At 40.2% G+C, this 23464-nt stretch carries 16 protein-coding genes; 12 read left to right on the forward strand and 4 right to left on the reverse strand.

What is annotated here, in order from left to right:
* The first annotated feature begins 56 nt into the window (after positions 1-56).
* From CLI64_RS03520 to CLI64_RS03530, 3 genes are read left to right on the forward strand one after another with little or no spacing between them, the layout of a single operon-like run.
* Complete coding sequence (locus tag CLI64_RS03520; protein ID WP_103135924.1) at positions 57-761, forward strand: cadmium resistance transporter; 705 nt, start codon at positions 57-59, stop codon at positions 759-761.
* An 11-nt stretch (positions 762-772) separates the two neighbouring features.
* Positions 773-1078, forward strand: a complete 306-nt coding sequence (locus CLI64_RS03525; RefSeq protein ID WP_103135925.1) for a hypothetical protein — start codon at positions 773-775, stop codon at positions 1076-1078.
* Between the two features lie 44 nt (positions 1079-1122).
* Positions 1123-1746 (forward strand): hypothetical protein, encoded by a 624-nt coding sequence (locus CLI64_RS03530; RefSeq protein WP_103135926.1) that lies wholly within the window; start codon positions 1123-1125, stop codon positions 1744-1746.
* A gap of 375 nt (positions 1747-2121) precedes the next feature.
* On the opposite strand, the gene CLI64_RS03535 is transcribed toward CLI64_RS03530, so the two are convergent.
* The 3 genes from CLI64_RS03535 to CLI64_RS03545 all read right to left on the reverse strand — a co-directional run bounded on the left by CLI64_RS03535 (position 2122) and on the right by CLI64_RS03545 (position 7104).
* Entirely contained in the window at positions 2122-4671 is a 2550-nt protein-coding gene (locus CLI64_RS03535) for a CHAT domain-containing protein (protein WP_374703954.1), read from the reverse strand.
* A gap of 110 nt (positions 4672-4781) precedes the next feature.
* The gene (locus CLI64_RS03540; RefSeq protein WP_103140576.1) at positions 4782-5939 is read right to left on the reverse strand and encodes a DUF1822 family protein; all 1158 of its coding nucleotides are present in this window, start codon (positions 5937-5939) and stop codon (positions 4782-4784) included.
* Between the two features lie 4 nt (positions 5940-5943).
* Positions 5944-7104, reverse strand: coding sequence for a sigma-70 family RNA polymerase sigma factor (locus CLI64_RS03545; protein ID WP_103135928.1), 1161 nt, complete (start codon positions 7102-7104; stop codon positions 5944-5946).
* Positions 7105-7324: 220 nt separating this feature from the next.
* Here CLI64_RS03545 and CLI64_RS03550 point away from each other — a divergent pair, with 220 nt between their 5' ends.
* The 9 genes from CLI64_RS03550 (at position 7325) to CLI64_RS03590 (ending at position 23235) form a co-directional block, all read left to right on the forward strand.
* Positions 7325-7639, forward strand: a complete 315-nt coding sequence (locus CLI64_RS03550) for a Nif11-like leader peptide family RiPP precursor (protein WP_103135929.1) — start codon at positions 7325-7327, stop codon at positions 7637-7639.
* A 219-nt stretch (positions 7640-7858) separates the two neighbouring features.
* On the forward strand, positions 7859-11170 hold the full coding sequence (locus CLI64_RS03555) for a type 2 lanthipeptide synthetase LanM family protein (protein WP_103135930.1): 3312 nt from the start codon (positions 7859-7861) through the stop codon (positions 11168-11170).
* 40 nt (positions 11171-11210) lie between these two features.
* Entirely contained in the window at positions 11211-13427 is a 2217-nt protein-coding gene (locus CLI64_RS03560; RefSeq protein ID WP_103135931.1) for a peptidase domain-containing ABC transporter, read from the forward strand.
* A 99-nt stretch (positions 13428-13526) separates the two neighbouring features.
* Positions 13527-15011 carry a biotin/lipoyl-binding protein gene (locus tag CLI64_RS03565; protein WP_103135932.1) on the forward strand — a complete coding sequence of 495 codons (1485 nt, stop codon included), beginning with the start codon at positions 13527-13529 and terminating at the stop codon, positions 15009-15011.
* Positions 15012-15361: 350 nt separating this feature from the next.
* The gene (locus CLI64_RS03570; protein WP_157943185.1) at positions 15362-16090 is read left to right on the forward strand and encodes a hypothetical protein; all 729 of its coding nucleotides are present in this window, start codon (positions 15362-15364) and stop codon (positions 16088-16090) included.
* A gap of 146 nt (positions 16091-16236) precedes the next feature.
* Positions 16237-18981: an S-layer family protein gene (locus CLI64_RS03575; RefSeq protein WP_103135934.1), complete on the forward strand. Its 2745-nt coding sequence runs from the start codon at positions 16237-16239 to the stop codon at positions 18979-18981.
* 110 nt (positions 18982-19091) lie between these two features.
* Positions 19092-19964, forward strand: a complete 873-nt coding sequence (locus CLI64_RS03580) for an Rpn family recombination-promoting nuclease/putative transposase (RefSeq protein ID WP_103135935.1) — start codon at positions 19092-19094, stop codon at positions 19962-19964.
* A 76-nt stretch (positions 19965-20040) separates the two neighbouring features.
* Entirely contained in the window at positions 20041-22389 is a 2349-nt protein-coding gene (locus tag CLI64_RS03585) for a CHASE2 domain-containing protein (protein WP_192881675.1), read from the forward strand.
* Positions 22390-22416: 27 nt separating this feature from the next.
* Positions 22417-23235, forward strand: coding sequence for a DUF928 domain-containing protein (locus CLI64_RS03590; RefSeq protein ID WP_103135937.1), 819 nt, complete (start codon positions 22417-22419; stop codon positions 23233-23235).
* Here the strand turns inward: CLI64_RS03590 and CLI64_RS31455 are convergent.
* Entirely contained in the window at positions 23218-23364 is a 147-nt protein-coding gene (locus CLI64_RS31455; RefSeq protein ID WP_225977502.1) for a hypothetical protein, read from the reverse strand. The two genes, CLI64_RS03590 and CLI64_RS31455, sit on opposite strands and share 18 nt — an antisense overlap.
* Between the last annotated feature and the right edge of the window lie 100 nt (positions 23365-23464).

Below are 23464 nucleotides of genomic sequence, written 5' to 3' on the forward strand. Positions count from 1 at the left end.
ACATAGACTTGCACTACTTGAAATAATTCCAACTAAAAAACTAAGAAGAACTAGAAATGAACGAATTTATTACTAATTTTTCCACAGGCATCACAGCTTTCACCGCTACCAATCTCGATGATTTAGTCATTCTCACACTATTATTCTCACAGGTGAATAAAACTTTCCATCGTCGACATATTGTCATCGGTCAGTATTTGGGTTTCTCTACCTTAGTTATTGCTAGTTTAGTCGGTTTTTTGGGGGGTTTAATATTACCATCACAATGGATGGGACTTTTGGGTTTAGTGCCAATCATCATTGGCTTAAATCGTTGGCTGAATGCAGATAGCGATGACTCTGGGGAAACGGAGTCAGAAATAGAATTATCTCATAGTTCTAGTATCGCGAGTTTTTTATCTCCTCAAGCTTATAGTGTAGCGGCTATTACTATTGCTAACGGTAGTGATAATGTTGGCATTTATATGCCATTATTTGCCCATAGTTCTGTGACAGATTTACTAGTAATAATTAGCGTGTTTCTATGTTTAGTAGGTGTGTGGTGTTATCTGACTTATAAACTAACTTGTCAGAGTGCGATCGCTAATTTACTGACACGCTATGGTAATCATTTAGTTCCCTTTGTTCTCATAGGTTTGGGTGTATTTATTATCTTAGATAGTGCTTCTCTCACTCCCATTGGTTTGACAGTTACTTGTATATGTCTCATAGGATTAATCAAAGTAATTCAAACTTCTAAATTCAAAACGCAAAGTTTGTAACTGTTAACAGTATGAAATTTATTTCTCTTTCTGTAATTTTTGTAGTGCTGGGAATCAATTTCTTAATTTCCGTTCCCGCTTTGGCAGACACAAATATGTCTGTAGCTAATAACTTTGAAATTGGACAAAAAGTTATATGGCTTTATAAAAATCGTCCTGATGCTGCTGATGTCCAGAAAATTCCGGCTGAAGTAGTTAAATTAAGCCCTAAAAAAGTGCAAATTAAAGTCCGCAAAAACAATGAATTTATTAATCGTTGGGTAAGTCCCCAAAAGCTAGAAGTTTTCCCCAGAATTCAAGACTCACCATCACTATAAATTTAGATAACAGCTAATAACTGCTTAATTCCAGGAGAAAGAATATGCCATTCATCAAAATTATACTTGTAGCCATAGCGTTAATTGTTAACTTTACAATTTCTCAACCTGCTTGGGCTAGCAAAGATTTTACTAAAGGGGTTGATTACACGGAAATCACTCAAGAAATCAATCAACTTTTGAACGTCCAAAATACTCCAGAACAAGCTGGTTATACATCTGAGCAATTACAAGCGAGATTAACACAATTGCAAGCTCAAAAATCTATCATGGAAACTGCGAAAAAACGAGCGCAATGTCTGAATGAAACTGGTAAAACTCTAGGCGTTTATGCCAATAAAGGAAAAAAATCTCCAACGCAACTTTACTATTTAGCCGCAGGTCAAATTACAGATGACGATTGGGATTGTGATGGTATATACTTACCCGCAGGTTCTCAAGTGGTTTTAAATCCGAATGCTCCAGTTGAAGAACTAACTGAACCAATTGCTGTTAAGTTTGTAGATGGTACACAATCAATCGCTAAGACTAATCCCACTACAGGCGCAATTGAATTGAATGTTGCACCCGCGAAAATCTTCAAAACTGGTGAAACTAATTGGTCGCTACCTACCTTATCTCAGGCAGAAATTGATACACAAGTTCCTAGTAAACAACTAATTGACTGAACTTGCATCTAGCGATCGCACAACCTCTTACTGTACCAAATCATACCTCACCCTTCTGAATTCAGGAGGGTTTTTTGCTCACTTACTGACATCTAATTTTTCATGTAATTTATACAAAGCTGAATTAAACGATTTTCCTCATCAATTCAGGATATAGCAATCCGAAATAATTAATGAGAAAATACTGAAGAATATATAGCAGTCCTATCTGATTTGTGAGAACTCGCGGTGTCCAGATCCCCGACTTCTCAAAGAATTCGGGGATCTTGTGTCTAACGAATGATTTAAGACTGCTATAGTTCGTAATAGGTTGCACCTTGCTACACTAACAGAATTTGTGTGTAGACAATGAAAACTTCTGATTCCGAACTCAGGTTAAATCCAATTACCAACTAACACATAGGCAGCCCAATAACTAGGGCGACTATAATTAGGATAATTTGTTAATAGTTTGACTTGAGCGCGACGTAAAGCTTCAGCTTTAGTGACTTTACTATTGATTAACTCACTATAGAATTCACCAATTAAGATAGCAGTAGATTGATCATTAATGTGCCATAGGGAAGCGAGCGTGCTATGTGCGCCTGCTTTAACTGCTGCGCCAGCTAATCCTAATGTAGCACGATTGTCACCTGTGGCAGTTTGACAAGCACTCAGAACTAATAATTCTAGAATTTGCGTATTAGTTTCACTTTGAGAACGCAGTAAGTTATCGAATTGTAAAACATTAATAGAACCATCACTGGCTAAAATGAAAGTATTTTCTGGACGGGAACTAAATTGGCCGTGAGTTGCTAAATGTAAGACATTAAAAGGAACAGTATTAACGTTTTTTTCGAGAGTGGTACTGGTAAATTCTTGATCTAGTAATTTTTTGGTAGATGCTCCTGTTCGAGCTATCAGGTCAAATTCTAACCTGATTCCTGGTAAGGGTGGAAATGTGGGAAATTGTGGTGGTGGTTGTACTAAACCAGCCGCCAGTATACTTACAGGTTTTTGCGCTAAGGGTTTGTTTGCTAATAGCTGAAGCCCTAAACTTAAAGCCACAGCATATTTTTCCACTAAATATTTTTCACCGTCGTATAAAGCAGCTAGGGGTATATTTCGGAATGCTCCATCTAATACGAATACTAGAGTATTAACTTGACTGGTGGCTAAATTAGAGGCAATGGGTTGAATTAACCAGTTATAGACTTCGTGTGATAGGGTTTGGACTTCCTCTGTTCTATCTGGTTCTAAAATATATTCTTGTAGTTGTGCTAAAGTCTCCTCAATTTCTACCTGGGATTTGTTAATTGTAAAATGGCGTAGTGGTTGCTGAGGAATTTTGACAATTACTTGCAATCTTTTTGGTAGAATAATGGGATAAAGTATGGCAGTATTGGGATTTTCTTGATCTACTATTTGATCTAAAATTACCTTCTGCCCTTGTAAACAGGCTTCGCGTAAAAAGTTATCTAGTTCTGCTAACTGTAACGCCTCAATGCGGTTTCTGGCTTTCTCTAATGTGGGAATATCAGGTTTTTCTCCAGAATTTTCTAGTAGTAAAGCCACCGACTCACGATAAACTGGCTCAACATTGTCGCGGAAATTAAACTGAATATCTTGATTGAGTGTGACTAAATCAGTACGCAATGAATTTAATGTTTCTATAGTTGCATCATAAGCTGCGATCGCTCCTGTAAAATTACCTTGGGCTTTGAATAATCTACCTAATTGCCATTGCCATAAATATGTAATTTCTGAGGCGTTACTAGTTTGTGCCAATATCAAAGCCTGTTGTGTCAAGTTAATAGCTTCAGAAATTTGTTGTGTTTTTTCATACAGGTTCCCAAGATTACCTAAAGCATAGGCTTCAGCGCGGATATCTTCTATACTCCGGGCTTGTTGTACAACTTTAGCCAGAAGTTGAGCAATTTGGGATGTGGGAGTATTTAAACTAACTAAACTGTGCGCCAAGTTAATACGGGCATAAATTGAAGGGCGTGACGGTGGCAGTTGTGAGAGTAAAGATTGAATTTCAGGAATTAAATCTTGTGCGGCTGCCAGTTGTTTATCTGCAATTAATAAATTAAGATGATTCAGTCTGGCTTTAACTTTTGTTAGGGGCAAAGGTGAGATATTAAATGCTTGTTGATAAAATGCGATCGCCTGATTATTTTTTTGTTGTATACGAGCATTATTACCTAAACTGAGGAGAGTTAAAGCAATATTCTCTGGAGATTTCAGCCGTTGATAAATTGCTAAACTTGCTTCTAAAGCCAAACGAGATTTTTCTAATTCTCCCACATTTTCCAAGGTATCACCCAAAGACAGTAAAACGCCTGCCTTTGCTAAAGAATCATCTTGAGATTTGAGAGTTTGGTTTACCTGTTCTAATTGCTTAATAGCTTGCTGATTAAAACCTTGATGGCGTAATGCTTGGGCTTGATAAAGTCGTGCTAAGGCAATACCATTTTTATCGCCTAGCTGAGTGTAAATATCTGCTGTTTTTTGCCAAGTTGTGAGAGCTAATTCTGACTTACCTGTGAGGAGATGTAAGCGTCCTTGAATATCTAGAGTTTGTGCGAAAACTGCTAAATTCTGACTGTTATTCTTCTGTAAATTCAAGCTTTTATTAATAGCTAATTGTGCTTGTTCCCAATTACCAAGTTGTTGATAAGCCAATGATAAATTACTCAAAGCCACAGCTTGTTTTAAAATATCTCCCTGCTGTTCATAGACTTTAACTGCTTGCTGTAAGATTTGCACAGCCTCAGCAAATCTCCCACTTTCATATAAGTGTTGACTTTCAATAATATTTGATTGTGAATCTTGATTGATGATTGTCTTTTGGGGAATATTGGCGAAAGCTGGAGTTACTAAAACACATATTAATATAGTGCTTAATACCAGCAACCAAAAATTAAAAAATTTCTTCTTCATTACTACCATTTCCTGACAAGTGTTGGTGTAGGGGTATAGGGGTGAGAGTGTGGGGATAGTATTTTCCTGTACTTTACTCTGTTTCTCAATCCCCAGTCCCCAGTCCCCACCTAAAAACGCAAAATTTCGCGCTCATAGTCTAGCGGTAAAGGCGTAACTTCCCAAACTAAACCTTCACCGGTTTCTAACATCACTTCTACAGATAATTCTTCTCTAGGAATTGTCGCTGTATCTTCATTGTGAGGAAATGGTTGTAAATCTTCTGTGAGTAGTCTAAGTTGAAAGCCTACAGGAATGAGATTGTCTGAATTTGTCGGGTGTAATTCAAACCGCCAAATGTTTTCATTGGGATCACCTTGAGAAATAACTCGTAACTCATAAGTATTACCAGCTACTAATATTTGTCGAGATAAACCTAAAAGAGACACTTGACTTTCTGCGCTCCGCATACCGGAAGATATAGCTAAAAACTGTCGTCGCTCCCAGCCTAATTGTTGAGCAAAATTTGCTACACCTGCTTGTAACCATTGCCCTACGGATGCTGATTCTACAACTCCTTGACGCAATTCATACAAACGTTGTCGCCAACCGCCATGAGTGATTAATGCTCCCCAAAGTTGAAAGGGAACTTCTAAGCGAGGAAATTTGATATCTGCGTGACTTAATCTTTGCAGTAAATTGTCTGCTTGGGTTTGGGGTAAGGGTGGTAGAGGTGCAACTGAGGCGCGCGTGATTTCTTGGGGTGACAATTGGCGAGTTACCCACAGCACATTCAAATCGGAAATTAGCTGATCAGATTCTAAACTGTAAGTGCGATCGCTCCCATCATAAACCCCCACAGTTTTAACTTGTTGGTGAGTTGTGTAACCAAAAACTCTCATCCAGCCTGCATCGGAATTTAACTGCACAGCCAAATAATAATCAGCCGCCCATTCAGGAATATCCACCCATTCTTGAGGTACACGCAATTCATCTCCATCCATTGCTAAGGTAGGAATTAACACCAAGCGCGAGTTATCAAAATTCACAGCCGTACCGTTAACTACTTCCCAAATACTCGGTAAAGCAGCAGTGTTGGGATAAACTCTCGCATGGGGTGTAACTTCCCCTTGCAACCAGTCTAAAAAAGTAGTTAAACAAACTTGATTAACCCAAGCACGCTGACAAGCACCAGGAGTAGAGTAGTTATGCTCTAGATTAGGTGATGTCTGAACCACTTCTAGAACCAAGTCATTATCAACAGCGAAACCCACAGCATGATCAAACATAATCTCAAGAGGTTCTATAGTAATTAGTAAGCCATTCATCTAGACTTTTGCTGACGGCATCGACTACGACAGATGTCGGCGAAATATGCAAATTATCCTGACTCCACTGGGTTAGCGTAGTGAGTAATAAGCGTTTAATGCTACTCAGGCGGCGAGAGACTGAATATTGCTTAATTTCTAACTTTTCGGCAATTTGTTGTTGAGTCAAATTTTGCTGATAATAAGCTTGGAGTAATTGTTGAGCCTGAATATCCAAAGCTGCTAGAGCATCCATTAACGCTTGGTTTAATTGTATTTGTTGTGTTTGTCTAGTTCTAGCTTCCTCTTGGGCAATAATTTCTGTAATTAATGATGTTGGTAAATCTGCGGGTAATGTATCTAATAAATTACCTGATTCCTGCCCAGAAATGGGAGCATCTACAGACACAAACTTGGGATAAAGAAACTCTCGTACAGCTTTAGCGCAGGTACTCAACCATTTTTCCAATGTTTCGGGAGTTAATTTACTCAAGCTTTGTCTATTGTAAAGTTGAGTAATTGCTTCCCATGTCCTAGTATCTGGTTTTCCCAACTGACGGATAGTTTGACTTTCACTGGTGTAGAGTTCCCGAAAACATTCCCAAGCTAGGACGTAATTATTGATAATTTGACTATTAAAACCAGCATGATTTAAGGAATTTACCAACCGCTTGCGGCTAATTTTATGCAGTAAAGCCCAGTCAGTGCAGATATCTGCTTCCTTTCCCACACGTAGGGAATCTTTCAGAAAACGCTCAAAAGCAAATTCTGCATAGCTTTTTAAGCTTGTACTATATTCAGGATTAAAATTTTTGAGGATTTTATAAATGCAGGAAATCGCTATCTGAAAACAATCAGCAATAGAAAATTGACTCGAAAAATTTAAGGCTATTTTTCTCGCCACCCAGTAACATACCTCTTGCAAATAAGCGGAAATATGTCCTACCGCTAAAGGACTGGCTTCTATTTGCCAGATTTTGTACCAGTACAGCACCCAAAAATGATCAGATGTCTGTTGTGGGTATTGTTGTAAGCAATTTTTTATACTTCGCTGTAGTTTGCTATCTGTCACCCAAACGCTGAACCTATCTGCATCAAACTGCACAAAGGTTGAGAAGGTTTCAATAATACCCTGTCGGGGTTGCATAAAATTTTTTGAGTATAGAAAATTTAGACTTTACGAATTTACACTTAATTGTAATACAAAGCATTCCAGGCATTTCCTATATTTTTCAAAAAAATATTTTTACTAGGGTGCATAAACACTAAGAGCCATCGTAGAGAGTCACAGGAAGACAAAAGCACAGGTAAATGCCTCAAGTTAAAAGTCTTTCACTACAAAACATCAAAAATTAGGAGAAAAATAAATGTCTAAACAACAAGTGGTAGAATTTTTCCAAGCTGCTGCTCAGGATGAAGTATTAACAGAAAAGGTCAAGTTTGCTGCTAGCCCCTCAAACATGATAGCGATCGCTATTGAGTACGGCTATGAGTTTACTGAAGATGAATTACTGCAATTTGAACTAGAACGCCGACAAACTCAAAGTGGCCTCCAAGAACTATCTGAGCAGCAAATGGAAGCAGTGGCTGGTGGTGGAATATTTGGTATTTGCTTTTCCACACATTGGACTCATGTAGGTACATTAGACCCAGGTCGCTGTTGTAATTGGAAGCCTCAATAAGCAAGAGATTGAGGTTTATAGAGGTCTTCCTGGGCTGAAACATTTGCTATGTCGAAGTAATAAATAGCCCTAATTACCTGCTACCAAATATCAAGTTTAAGCCAGCCTGCATAGAGTTTTCACAGATAAAACTTGCTGGCTGGTTTTTCTTCATCATAGAAATTCCTGATTATACGCACAAATTATTCTCATATCTGTCTTTGAATTTAGGTTAATAACATGAGAGTAGATTCATCTGAGCTAAACAAGATTATTATCCAAGCTAGTTCTTTATCTGAATGTCTGAGCAATCGATTGTGCAAGTTGGAAACAGCCGAAAAAGATAAACAAAATGCTAGTATCCGCCTCAATCATTGGTGTGAAGTTGTGGCTCAAGGAAATTGGGATAAATTTCATAAACGTCTTGAGTGGGATGGTTTGGATATTAATATAGTCAGATCAGTTTTAGAAACAGCCGATACTGGACATAATTTATCTGTACCTCTCTGGGCGCAAACATTAACAGAAATTATGCAAATCGCCTCAGAATTGACTTTTGATGAGCAATCTAAAAGCCCTCTTAATCCTCACGAGCCACTAATATTTGAAGATATTTTTTTACCTGCCATATTTGTAGCCCGACGAAAATTATTAACTTGTCTAGGAGCGGCGGGATTATCTTCAGATTACTTACCTTTAAAACTACTAGACGAAGCAGTTTATCTAACTCTAGAGCGCAGCTTGCTACAAAAACTCGTGAATCTTTGTGAGAAAACCCTGGAATTAGAATTTTCTCGTTTTCGTCCCTTTGGGCATAGTTTTGTTAACTTAATCGAAAAACAAACACATGGCTGTCCTAGCAAGATTCATTACAATGGTTTTGTGCAGAAACTTCTGCAAGATGGACTGATGGCTTTTTTCCAGAAATATCCGGTGCTGGGTAAATTAGTGGCGACTACGATTGATTTTTGGGTGGAAGCGACAGGGGAATTTTTACAACGTTTACAAGCAGATTTATCGGAAATTCAGCAATTATTTCTAGGTGAGCAGATTCACCCAGAAGAATCAGCTATTAATCAATTAGGAAAGGTTAGAGAAATCAAAACTGCTTTATCTGATCCGCATCATCGAGGACGAAGTGCGATCGCCATCACTTTTGAATCTGGCTTAAAACTCATCTACAAACCCAAAGATTTAGGTTTAGAAGTTGCCTATAACCAATTTTTAAACTGGTGCAATCAGCGTCAGATCCCTTTATCTTTGAAAGTTCTCAAAGTATTGAATCGTCAGAATTATGGCTGGGTTGAATATGTAGAACACTTACCTTGTGAAGATGAGCCAGCCGCACAACGTTTTTATCAGCGTGCGGGGATGCTGTTGTGCTTGCTGTACGTTTTGCAGGGAACTGACTGTCATAATGAGAATCTCATTGCTAGTGGCGAACACCTGGTGCTGGTAGATATGGAAACCCTACTGCATCACGAAGCCAGAGCGATGGAAATATCCCCAGAAACAAAGGAACTACAAACTGCAACTATGCCCCAGCTTTGGGATTTAGTTCTGCGTACCGGATTGTTACCTCGCTGGGATTTTAGTCAAGACAACCGTATGGCCTATGATGTTAGCGGTTTGGGGAATGTTGATCCTCAGCAAATACCTAGACGTGTATCCTATTGGAAATCTATAAACACAGATGAGATGCACCTGGGTTATCAGAAAGTGACAATGCCTATTCAGAAAAATGTGCCAATTTTAAATGGAGTGGCTTTGTCTCCTAATGACTACCTGGAGGATTTGGTAGCAGGATTTGAGCAGATGTATCTCTTTGTTAGAGAGCAGCGTCAAGCATTGTTAGCAAGTGATAGTCCCCTCAGACAGTTGCAAAGGCAGCGAATAAGGTTTGTTTTTCGCCCCACTCAAGTCTATGGAATAATTTTACAAAAAACCCTTGTTCCACAATTTCTGCAAAATGGCATAGATCGAAGTATTGAACTGGATATCCTCAGTCGGGCGTTACTCATAGCGGAGGATAAGCCGAATGCTTGGTCAATTTTGCATTCTGAAATCAGTGCAATGGAACAGTTAGATATTCCTTATTTTGCAGCTAGTGCTGACAGCGATGCTTTAACCTTTGGAGTAGAGTCACCCATTGAAAAATACTTTCAAGCTTCCAGCTACGATCAAGTTATCTCTCGGTTGCAAAGACTGGATGAGGCAGATTTAGCACAGCAAGTAGCTATGATTCAGGGGGCTTTTTATGCCAGAGTAGCACGGACACCTGGAACTGAAATAGCAAATACAGCCAAAGATGCACAGATTTCACAGACTCATAGTTTAACATCTGAAAAGTTATTGCAACACTCAGAAGCGATCGCCCAAGAAATTCAAACACGAGCAATTACGGGGACAGATGGAAGCATTCACTGGATGGGATTATCTTATATCCCTGATGCCGACCGCTTTCAACTTCAACTGTTGGGTGGTAGTCTTTTCGATGGCAATTGTGGTATTGCAATGTTTTTGTCAGCCTTGGATTATGTTCGAGGTACTACTCAGTTCCGCAATTTAATTTTGGGTGCTTTACAACCTGTACGCAAATTATTGCAGATATCCGACCCCCACTTAGCTCCCAGATTAATCAACGCGATTGGCATGGGTGGAGCGACTGGATTAGGTTCAATTATTTATGCTTTCGTCAGAATTAGTCAATTTCTCAAAGAACCATCGTTATTAGATGATGCCCAACGAGCAGCACAGGCAATCTCATCGGAACTGATTGCTGCTGATACAAAGTTCGATATCCTTGCAGGATCTGCGGGCGCGATTTTGGGACTGTTAACACTTTATCGCCAAACATCAGATGCAGCCGTATTAGAGAAAGCAATAGCTTGTGGTCAACATTTGCTCAAGCATCAGATCAGTGTGAATGGTTCGCCCAAAGCCTGGATAAATTTTGCTCAACAGCCGTTAACGGGCTTCTCTCACGGTGCGGCTGGCATTTCCTACGCCTTATTGCAACTGTATGCAGCAACCGATGATAGGGCTTATTTCCAGGCTGCCCAAGAGGGAATTATGTATGAAACCAGTGCTTTTTCTGATAAATCTGCCAATTGGCCAGATTTTCGCCATGTCGAACCTGTATATATGGTTACTTGGTGTCATGGCGCACCTGGAATTGCTTTGGCAAGGTTGGGGGGTTTATCTATTTTAGGGACAGAAAAAATTCATCGAGATATAGAAATAGCATTACAGACAACTCAAAAATATGGTTTGCAAAATGTTGATCATCTTTGTTGCGGTAATTTTGGACGCATAGAAGTTTTGCTGGTGGGCGCACAAAAATTAGGGCAGGAAAGTTTACGCAGCATTGCTCAACAACAAGCGGCTGGAGCAATTACCAGGGTGGAGAACATGGGTGCTTATCAACTATTTCCTAATTTGCCTAACCAAGTTTTTAGTCCTAGTTTCTTTCAAGGTACTTCGGGAATTGGCTACGAATTGCTGCGATTAGCTTACCCCGATTTACTACCCTCAGTTCTGCTTTGGGAGTAATACCAATTCAAAACTAACAGTGGTGTCCAAGATGAAGTCAATGAATTATCAACTTGTTAAACAACATAGTGAAGAAGACTGCGGTGCTGCCAGTCTAGCAACAGTGGCTAAACATTATGGTAAAACTTTTAGCATGACTCGTTGTCGGGAAGCTGTCGGTACAGGACAGCAAGGAAGCACCCTCTTAGGATTGAAACAAGGCGCAGAAGCCCTTGGTTTTAATGCACGAGCTGTAAAAGTTACTCTGGAGACTTTCAACGAAAAAACTATTCCCTTACCAGCGATTATTCATTGGAAAGGTTATCACTGGGTAGTTTTGTATGGCAAGCAGGGCAATAAATACGTCATTGCTGATCCAGGTGCAGGCATCCGGTATCTAGAAACAAAGTGGCTTTTAGAAGCATGGACAAACGGAGTCATGCTCCTATTAGAACCCGATCCAGTCCGCTTTTTTACTCAGGAAGATGAACAAGAAAAAATTGGCGGTTTTGGTCGCTTTCTGCGCCGTACTGCACCTTATCGCGGTATTTTGGCTCAAACCTTGTTGCTCAACTCGGTTTTAGGTTTACTTTCCCTCGCTTCTCCCTTCCTGTTACAAATTCTCACCGATGATGTGCTAGTGCGGGGAGATAGTCAGCTCCTGACTAGTGTGGCTATAGCGGTAATTGCTATGCACCTCATCAGTAGTAGCCTACGTTTAGCCCAATCAAATCTCGTCGCTCACTTTTCACAACGTTTGCAATTAGGATTAATTTTTGAATTTGGCAGGCAGATTTTACGCTTACCTTTAAGTTATTATGAATCGCGGCGTAGTGGTGAAATTGTCAGTCGCCTGGAAGATATTCAACAAATTAATCAATTAATTTCTCAGATTGTTGTGAGTCTGCCCAGCCAATTTTTTATCGCCTTAGTATCTTTAGGTTTCATGCTGTTTTACAGTATCAAACTTACAGTATTAGCTGGTGCGATCGCTCTGTTGATGACCCTCTCTACAGTAGTTTTCTTACCCACCTTACAACAAAAAATTCGCAGTGTTTTAGTTTTATCCGCCGAAAATCAAGGCGTTTTAGTGGAAACTTTTAAAGGTGCAATTACCTTAAAAACTACTGCTGCTGCTCCCCAATTCTGGGAAGAGTTTCAATGGCGTTTTAGTAATTTGGCTAACTTTACCTTCCGAACTATTCAAATTGGTATTGTTAACGGTGTCTTCTCAAATTTAGTATCTAACATTGGTAGCATCGCTTTAATTTGGTTCGGCAGCACCTTAGTCATTCGCCAAGAATTATCGATTGGGATGCTCCTGGCATTTAATAGCATGAATGGCAACTTTAGCAGCTTTATACAAACTACTATCGATTTTGTTGATGAATTTACCCGTGCTAAAACTGCTACCCAACGTCTTACAGAAGTCATTGACGCTACCCCAGAAATTTTAGATCACAGTCAAAAGCCTTGGGTAAAAATTCCCAGCAATGCAGATATTACCTGTACGAATCTCAACTTTCATCATCCAGGCAGAGTTGAACTACTGCAAGATTTCTCGCTGACGATTCCTGGGGGTCAGGTAATTGCACTGATTGGTAAATCTGGCTGTGGTAAAAGTACCCTAGCTAAATTGATGGCAGGTTTATATCAACTCCAGTCTGGTAATATTCGCTTTGGTATTTATAATTTAGAGGATATTTCTTTAGACTGTTTTCGCCAACAAGTGGTGCTAGTACCGCAAGATGCACACTTTTGGAGTCGGTCAATTATAGAAAACTTCCGTTTAGGTGCGCCTGATATTAGCTTTGAGCAGATTGTCCAAGCTTGTCAGATTGCTGGTGCTGATGAGTTTATTAGCAATCTCCCCGACAAATATCAAACCGTATTAGGTGAATTTGGGGCGAATCTTTCAGGGGGACAACGGCAAAGATTAGCCATTGCTAGAGCCATTATTAATAACCCACCAGTGCTGATTTTAGATGAATCTACGGGCGCACTCGACCCCGTGAGTGAAGCTGAAGTATTAAATCAGTTGCTAACTCACCGCCAAGGGCAAACCACTATTTTAATTAGCCACCGTCCCAAAGTTATCCAGCAAGCTGATTGGATTGTGATGCTGGAACAAGGACGATTAAAAATTCAAGGTTCTCCAGAGGTTCTCAGTCGTCAAGCTGGTGAGCATTTAGATTTTTTGGATGGTGTAGATTTATCCGTCAGCAAAAATTTTTGCCACTGTCAGAGACTGTCAGATAAAAAAATATCCAAAATGTAGGGGTAAAACTGTTCCCTGTTCCCCGTTCCCTGCCTTCATTAAAGGAATTTTTCAGCAAGCCCCAAGTAGCATTCCCTAATTTTTACTCAGAAAACAGTCATGGTTAATCAGATTAACACCGACTCTCTACCCCTAATTAAAAGCAATGAATTTCTTCCGCCGATTAGTAATTGGATTAAAATCGGTAGTCTATTACTCGTTGGTGGTGTGGGGGGAGCGATCGCCTTATCTTCTATTATTGAATACAGAGTCACTGTGCAAGGACAAGCAACTATCCGCCCTACAGGAGAATTGCGACTCGTGCAAGCGGCGATGGCTGGTCAAGTTACCAAAGTTTTGGTCAAAGAAAATCAGGTAGTAAAAAAGGGAGATGTGCTAGCCACCATTGATGATTCCCGCCTGCAAACTCAAAAAAATCAACTGCAAAGCAACATCCAGCAAGCACAACTGCAACTACTGCAAATTGATGCCCAAATTACAGCCCTGAACCGACAAATGCAAGCGGAAAGCGATCGCCAAAATCGGGTGGTGAGTTCAGCCAAAGCTGCATTGAACCGCGCTCAACGCAATTATCGAGATCAGCAAATTACTGCTCAAACAGAGGTAGAAGCAGCCCAGGCGAACTTAAATAGAGCGCGCAACGAATGGTATAAAGCGCAGGTAGAATTGCGTTCTGCCCATGCTAACTTACAGTCAACCAAAGCCGCGATGAATGCAGCCCAAGCCAAACGCGATCGCTATCAACAAGTAGTCCAAGCTGGTGCTTTATCTTTGAATCAGTTGGAAGAAGTACAGTTAGATGTGGCTCAACAACAGCAAGCTGTGGAAGTGCGACAAGCCACCGTTGAGGCGCAACAGCAAATCATCGCCCAACAACAACAAGCTGTAACCGCCGAACAAGCCAAACTGCGCCGCGCTCAAACTGCGCTGAATCCTAGTGATGCAGAAGTAGCGATCGCTCAACAAACTATTGCCCAGGAAATGGCTAGTGGTCAAGCCACACTCGCCACCCTCAAACGCGAATGGGAAGGCTTGTTTCAGCAACGATTACAAATTAAAAGTCAACTCCAGCGTGACACCAGCGAACTCCAACAAGTAGACAAGGATTTGAGCCTGACTCAGATTACAGTCACCGAAGACGGGATTCTCTCGCAATTAAACTTGCGAAACCCTGGCCAATCAGTAGGTCAAGGTGAGGAAATTGCTCAAATTGTCCCTAGTCATGCGCCCTTAGTCATCAAAGCTACAGTCTCCCCCGATGATGTCAGTAAGTTGGCACCAGGTCAAGAAGTACAGATGCGGGTTTCAGCTTGTCCCTATCCTGATTACGGCACTCTCAAAGGTGTTGTCAATCAAATTTCTCAAGATACAATTAAATCCCCAGGGAATCAGTCTGTTCCCACCCAAGATAGTACGAGTGCGGTTTACGAAGTAACCATACTTCCAGCAACCTTGTCATTTGGTACAAGCAATCATCAATGTACTATTCAGCCAGGAATGCAGGGACGAGCTGATATTATTTCTCGCAAAGAAACCGTCTTGAAATTCCTGCTCAGAAAAGTCAGGTTAATTGCTGATTGGTAACACAACTAATATACATATATACTTTTAGCAAATGAGATAGTTCTGCGTTCCTATTCACCATACTCTATTGCCTAAAGTCAATCTATGTAAGTAAGTTAAACACCAAGAATTTGTATAAATCTTAATAATTAGCTGCCTTTATCAAAAAATAATACGATTATAGTATAAATACGCTGATATATGTTTTAATCTAAACTAGAGTCGTCAAGAGAAAAATAATTCACTTAAATATATGAGATGTTTTTTTAAAGCATCTCATATTAATCCATATTTATCATAGATTTAATATTTAGTTAACAAAAATTTTAAATAAAACAAACTTAATTCATTTAGTTTTTGGAGATAGACAGATGAAATTAATATTTACTATAGTCACGACTAGCATAATTGCCATCTCATCATTTATGCAACCAGCAGCAGCTCAAAGAAGCTCTGGAAATCAACAAAGTGGTATGGGAGGTAACGAAACTTTTATTGGTTTTCAATTCAATTTATTTGATACGGATGAATCAGGCAATTTAATAGTTGATAGTGCGCTGGGAAATACAGTAGGTCTTTTTAAAGGTGCAATTACTAACTACGCTTTTAATTGGGATTATATGAACACTGGTAGGCTACCGATGGCCGAAAGTATGTTACAACCAAGTGATTATGATGCAGATGGTCATCCTCTTCTGTCCAGCCCAGTTACAAACATAGTTACACAATTTGCTGTTGGAGATTTGCTAGCAGAGTTGATTATAGGGGCTGATGGAAAACAATACATTCGATATACTATTTATCAAAAATATGGAGTGACCGCACCCTACAGCAATTTTATTTTAGATCCCAAAAGTCCAGGAAAAACATTTAATACTCTGCCCAATCCCATTGATATTAATAAGGCAGTTAATGATTTATCATATATATTAAATAACAATTTGCTAGATGCCGTCAAATCTCCTAATCCTGCCCTCAATTTGCTGTTGAATGACATTGATAACAGTATTTTTCCCACAGTCTATATTATTAAAACTGGAGTTATTAAGCCTGCACCTGCGGTCAACTCTGACTTTAATCGACCACTCAACTTACGTTAAGAGAAAACACGCATAGGGAATGATAAGTAGATAGGCATGATTAAATATAAGATGTCGTTGTGAGCAAAGCAATCCCAGATTCATGGTGATTGATTAGTTCGCAATGGCAGAACATATTATATTTATTTACACGCCCCTAATATATTATGAAATTTTACTTGAATAGATTCTCTCTATGGCAGTGGAGTTTGATATTTTATTTCATCGCAACTGCACCAACTTTAGCTCAAATTATTCCCGACCAAACTTTACGTAATAACTCCGTTGTTTCACCAAATTGTACAAATTGTCAGATTACGGGCGGTACAAGATTGGGCAATAATTTATTTCATAGTTTTGATAGTTTTTCCATCCCTATAAATGGCATTGCTGATTTTCAAAATCCAGGAGATATACAGAATATTATTAGCCGTGTCACAGGTCAATCGCCATCTTTGATTGAGGGATTAATCCGTACTAATAATACAGCTAACTTATTTTTAATTAATCCGAATGGAATTGTTTTTGGTTATAACGCTACGCTCAATGTCGGTGGCTCATTTATTGCAACTACAGCCAATAGAATTAAATTTGCGGATGGCTTTGAATTTTTAGCAACACCCACTCAGGTTAATCCTTTACTAACAATTAGTGTGCCTGTGGGGTTAGGTTTTGGAGAAGTACCAGGAAAAATTATTAATCAGGCGATCGCACTAGACAAATTTGGTAATCCTGTAGGTTTACAAGTACCATCCAATCAAACCTTAGCACTGATTGGTGGAGAAATATCCTTAGACGAAGGTTTTGTTACCACACCAGGAGGCAGAATTGAGTTAGGCAGTGTCTCAGGTAACAGTTTCGTCAACTTTATCCCTACAGATAAAGGTTGGACTTTCGGTTATGAAGGTGTACAGAACTTTCAAGACATTACCCTCTCTAAAGCCGCTTTTGTCGGTTCTAGTGATTTCCTGGGTGCTGATGTCCAAATGCAGGGAAAGCGCATTACTATCACTGAAGGTAGTCAGGTGAGTTCCTTAGCTGGAACTGGTGGACAAGCAGCTAATTTCGATATCCGGGCTTCAGAACAATTAGAGTTAATTGGAACGACGCAAGACTTGTACACAACAGGTATTTTTAATGAAGTTCGTCAGAACATTACAGGAGAAGGAAAGACTCTCTCAATTGCAGCTCCCCGTTTAATTGTGCAAGGAGGCGCACAAATTTCCACTATTACTGACGGTGCAGAACGAGCCGTAGATTTATCTGTTAAAGCTTTCGATTCTACTGAACTGACAGGATACTCAACTGTTTTTGGTATTCCTAGCGGTTTATTTGCTCAAGTCAAGCCAGGGGGTACCGGTGATGGTGGAGTCTTAACCATTGAGACAGCAAATCTACTAGTCCAAGGAGGCGCGCAGGTTTCAGCTGCTACTTTTGGGGGAGGTAAGGCGGGGAACTTGAACATCATAGCATCTGAGTCTGTAACAGTAGAGGGAAGAACCCCAGATAACTTGATTGGTAGTGGTTTATTTGCTCAAGTTGAAGACGGTGCTACAGGTGATGGTGGTAATTTAATTATTCAGACTCAAAAATTAAATGTTTTGGGTGGAGCGCAAATTTCCACATCGGCACGCAGTGGTGGAAAAGGGGGAATTTTAACTATCAATGCAAGTGATTATATCCTGGTGAGTGGAACTGCACTCATAGCCCAACCAACACCAGATGATCAAAATAGAAGTAACATCCTCGTCTCTGCTGAACGAGGAGCTACCCGTGATGCAGGCGCATTACAAATCACTACTCCTACCTTAACTGTAGAAAATGGCGGGAGAATATCAGCAGATAACTTTGGTTCAGCCAAAGGAGGAATTGCCACTTTAGATGTCAAAAAATTACTGATTAGTAACGGCGGGGAAGTCAGAGCAGGTTCTTTTAGTCAGGGTGATGGTGGAACTTTAACTGTCAATGCTAGCGAATCTGTAGATGTAGTTGGTATTGCTAATATTGGTGGTCAAGCAACCCCCAGTACCTTATTCTCTCAAGCTCAAGACAGTGGGAAAGCCGGAAATCTCATTATCACTACCCCAAATTTAAATGTTCGTGATGGGGGAGAAGTAACTGTAAGTGCCATAGGTACAGGCGAAGCAGGTAACTTAACAACTAGAGCCAACATTATCCGCCTCAACCAAGGTAAAATCACCGCCGAAACTAATGCAGGTGCAGGTGCAAATATCAGATTAGAAGATGTAAAACTATTGCTGTTACAAAATCAAAGTCTCATTTCTGCCCAAGCATTTAATAATGCTAACGGGGGTAACATTACTATTGATGCACCTGATGGTTTTATTGTCGCCACAGCCAAGCAAAATAATGATATTGTCGCCAATGCTTTTCAAGGGCGTGGTGGCAATATCAACATTAATGCTCAGAGTATTTTTAATTTAGAACAACGCCCATCACTACCACTAAACAATACTAACGACATTGATGCTAGTTCCCAGTTTGGCTTAACAGGAACAGTCACAATTAATACACCTGATATAGATCCGAGTCGGGGCTTGGCACAGTTACCTAGTAATCTCACTGATGCTTCAGAGCAAATAGTGTCTAGTTGTAACCCAGGCAATCCCGCCAGACGCAGTTCCTTTACAGTCACAGGTAGGGGAGGAATTCCCCGCAGTCCCATCGAACCATTTCAAGGTGAAGTATCTACAGCACGATGGATAACTTTAGATTCTCTCAACCTTGAGCAAAATACTCATGTCAGTCATGAAAATCAGCCATCTTCCCCAGCGAAAATAGTTGAGGCGCAAGGCTGGATTGTGGATCAAGATGGTACTGTATCTTTAGTAGCTCAAATGCCAAATATTACCCCGCGCGGTTTGTCTGTATCTAGTGGTACTTGCTTCTGAGAAATATAGGTGATAGGTGAAAGTAAAGAGGAAACAAGAGTTTTTCTTTTATTCGTGGCGAGTGGTAACGCTGCCAGTGCGGTTGCTTCTATGTAAAATCTGATTTATTTATGCGGCGAGACTCAATTTTTTACAAACTATTTCAACAATATCCCAATTTGTTATTTGAATTATTGACCAATCCTCCAGAAAATGCAAATGCCTATAGATTTGATTCGGTAGCAGTCAAAGAACCCAAATTTGAAATTGATGGCGTGTTTCTCCCACCGGAAAATGCAGGTGTAGGAGTCGTGTATTTTTGTGAAGTCCAGTTTCAAAAGGATGAAAGATTATATGAACGTGTTTTAGCTGAGTCCTCACTGTATTTCTACCGCAACCGTGACAGGTTTAGTGATTGGCAAGCAGTCATTATTTATCCATCTCGTAGCCTCGAACAAACTGATATTCATCCCCATCGCTCATTTTTAAATGGTGGACAATTACATCGAATTTATTTAGATGAATTGGGAGATATTCGTACATTACCTATTTGGGTAGCACTGATGGTATTAACTACAGTAGGGGAAGAACAAGCACCCGATACAGCAAGGTATTTGTTAAACCGAACTCGTCAGGAAGTCTCATCACCTACGAGTCGCGCCATAATAGAAATGATCACAACAATTATGGTTTACAAGTTTGAGCAATTAACTAGAACGGAGGTAGAAACAATGCTGGGAATAACACTCAAGGAAACACGCGTTTACCGAGAAATTAAAGAGGAAGGACGTGAGGAAGGACGTGAGGAAGGACGTGAGGAAGGACGTGAAGAGGCAACAGTTAATATAATTACGCGACTGCTAACGAAGCGATTTGGTGAACTTTCTCCAGAAACGCGATCGCTAATTTCTAGTTTACCTTTACCTGTCCTCGAAGATTTGACGGAAGCACTGTTAGATTTTACTAGTCTTGCTGATTTGCAGTCTTGGTTGGCAGCACGTTGACGACTGATGGAGTGCATATAGTAGTGTAACCTTTCGTACTAAAGTAAGTTACATTGCCATATCTGGGGTACTGACGTTGGGTAAGTTAGTCGTTTTAAAGTTAGGCACAGGCAATTTTGAGGCGGGATTTCCTGTCACACTGCAAATTGGTGATGAAGATTTCCGACCTATTTTAGAAATCACTGCGGAACTCCCACCAAACCCAGAAATTCCCCTCTGTTACCATCAATGGCAGTCTATCTATCGTCAACTGAAATTTCCTGGTCGTCCTATCGGTATTCCTAAGCAATCAAAACAAAACCCTTCCTTGCAAGATTGCCAAAAAGCGGCAGATAATTTGAGATTACAGTTAAATAATTGGCTATCATCCCCTAGTTTTCGTCCCATTCGGGAAAAATGGCTGGAAAAACTTGTACCGGCAGACCGTATCCGCGTACTACTACAAACCAATGATTTGAGATTGCAAAAACTGCCTTGGCATTTGTGGGAGGTTTTAGAACGCTATCCCAAAGCCGAAGTTGCGTTGAGTGCGCCTAGTTATGAACAAGTCAACCGCAACTCACAGCCTCAGTCACAGGTGAAAGTTTTAGCAATTTTGGGTAATAGTCAAGGAATTGATATCCAAACAGACAGTCAAATCTTAGCAGCATTACCTCACGCCAATACTACTTTTCTCGTCGAACCATCAAGCAAAGACCTGACTGACCAGTTATGGGAACAAGACTGGCAGATTTTGTTTTTTGCGGGACATAGTGCTACTGATGGCAGTAATCAAGGGAAAATTGAGATTAATCACACAGAAAGCCTGACAATTAGTCAATTAAAGTATGGGTTACGAAAAGCTGTAGAAAAAGGTTTGCATTTGGCAATTTTTAACTCCTGTGATGGTTTGGGTTTAGCGCGGGAGTTTGCAGATTTGCACATACCCCAAATCATCGTCATGCGAGAACCCGTCCCTGATAGGGTGGCGCAACAGTTCCTCAAGTATTTTTTAGAAGCTTTTGCTCACGGTGAATCTTTATACATAGCAGTTAGAGAAGCGCGGGAACGTTTACAAGGATTAGAAACGCAATTTCCCTGTGCGACTTGGTTGCCTGTAATTTATCAAAATCCGGCAACTATGCCTCTACTGTGGCAAGAATTACACCTCAACCACAATAGTCAGCAAATAACATCCGTACCCAAAACCCCAACGAGGAGAGGTATTGAGCTTAGAACAGCTTTATCTGCGGTCATGCTGACAAGCATAGTTACCACAGCATTGTTAATGGGTGTACGGTATTTTGGTTTTCTGCAATCATGGGAGTTAATGGCATTCGACCATATGCTGCGTCTTCGTCCCCAGGAACAACCAGATTCTCGGATACTGATAATTGAAGTTACAGAAGAAGATGTGCAAGCCCAATCTATAAATAGGCGCGGGTCATTGTCTGATGAGGCTTTAGATAAGTTATTAGCTAAATTAGAAGCGTATAAACCACGAGTTATTGGTTTGGATATATACCGAGATTATCCTGTACAGCCAAGTTATCCCAAGTTGGCGGCACGGATGAAAAATAGCGATCGCTTTGTGGCAGTATGTCAAGTTAGTAATCCCCAAAGTAGCAAATCAGGGATTAAACCACCGCCAGAAGTTCCTGCTTATGCCCTTGGTTTTAGTGATATCGCCATTGATGCCGATAATGTGGTGCGTCGTCATCTATTGGCGTTAACTCCTCCTCCCTCATCTCCCTGTAATGCACCTTATGCTTTAAATGTGCAGTTGGCACTACGTTATTTATATCAGGAAGGCATTCAATTAAAATTTACCCCTGATGGAGCATGGCAATTAGGTCAGCTCGCATTTTCACCCATCGAAACCCATACCGGAGGCTACCAAGGTATTGACGCGTTAGGACACCAGATTTTACTCAATTATCGCTCCTTGCGTGACTTAGAAGCGATCGCTCCCCGCATCACCTTACAACAAGTATTAACTGGTAAACTCCAACCTGATGCAGTTCAAGACAAAATAGTTTTAATTGGTACTACCGCCGAAAGTTTTCGAGATTATTCACTCACACCCTACTCTTCCTCAAAAGGTGAGTCACAGCAAATAGCTGGAGTTTCTTTGCAAGCACAGATGGTAAGTCAGTTGTTGAGTGCGGCTTTAGATGGACGACCTCTGTTATGGACTTGGAAGATTTGGGGTGAAGTGATTTGGGTTGGGGGTTGGGCGATAATTGGCGGTTTACTTGCTGTATATCTGCGACAACCCACTTATTTAGGTTGGGCAGTTGGGGGAGTGTTTCTGAGTTTATACGGTTTTTGCCTGATATTATTAATACTATATAGTTGTTGGATTCCTTTTGTACCTGCGGCGATCGCTTTAGGATCTAGTGCGGTCATACTCATCACAGTAATTAAGCCTATCCAAAAATCATAAACATATATTTTTACTCGACCACAAATTATGAAAATCCTGCAATTAACCATAGCCTTGGGAATATTATTCACAAGCAATATATCCTATCCTTTAAAACTCCAGGCTTTACCAATTAATCATCATCTAGCATCCTTAAAATTTGTGCCACCACCACCACCACCAAACCGAGGTGCAACAGGTTCGAGAAGCGGGGCTGCTAGTCGTGGATGCACTGCAAATAGTCAAACTGTCACAGCCTTAGTTCCCACCTATCAAACAACTCTGAACTCAGGTGAGCAAACGATTGTTCCCATCACTCAAGTTTGGGGTTTAACAAACACTGAATCTCCTCAATTCTTCTTTTTTGTTCCCTACAATGTCTCATCTATAAAAAACATTGAGTTTGTTTTACAAGAACAAACCAATAACAAAAATAAAACTTTATATCGTACTAATTTGACAATTCCAAAATCACCAGGAATTATTAGCGTTAATTTACCCCCTACTGCAACTTCATTACAGATAGGAACAATGTATCACTGGTTTTTTAAAGTCCGGTTGCAATGTGACCAGCAACAACCTTTGAAACTAGATTATACAGAAGGTTGGATACAAAGAATTAACCAAAATTCCACACTTAATGCACAACTCAAACAAGCACAACCCCAACAACAGGTGACACTTTACGCCGCCAATGGTGTTTGGTACGATGCCATCATGAATTTAGCAGAATTACGCCTAAAAGATCCTCAGAATCAAGACTTATTGACACAGTGGGCAACTTTACTGTCTTCAGTTAGCTTGGGAGAAATAGCAACTCAACCACTAATTGATTGTTGCCAACCCCAGTTAAATAACGTTCCGTAAACCGAAAAGTTTGGCGATCGCTATGTCCAGAATACCTGCTCCAGTGGATTTTTGCGAAAATCTGTGCTTTTCGATATATTTAACCAAACCACAAATAGCAGCGATGCTGATGGGAAATTTAAGTATCAAATCATACCTAACTCTTTCTGATCAGGAGGGGTTTTTTAATGGGATGGAGATTTTCTGACTCAGTAACAAAAAATAAAGCTTGATTGAACTTTCACTCTAT

This window comes from Nostoc sp. CENA543, assembly GCF_002896875.1.
Taxonomy (GTDB): domain Bacteria; phylum Cyanobacteriota; class Cyanobacteriia; order Cyanobacteriales; family Nostocaceae; genus Trichormus.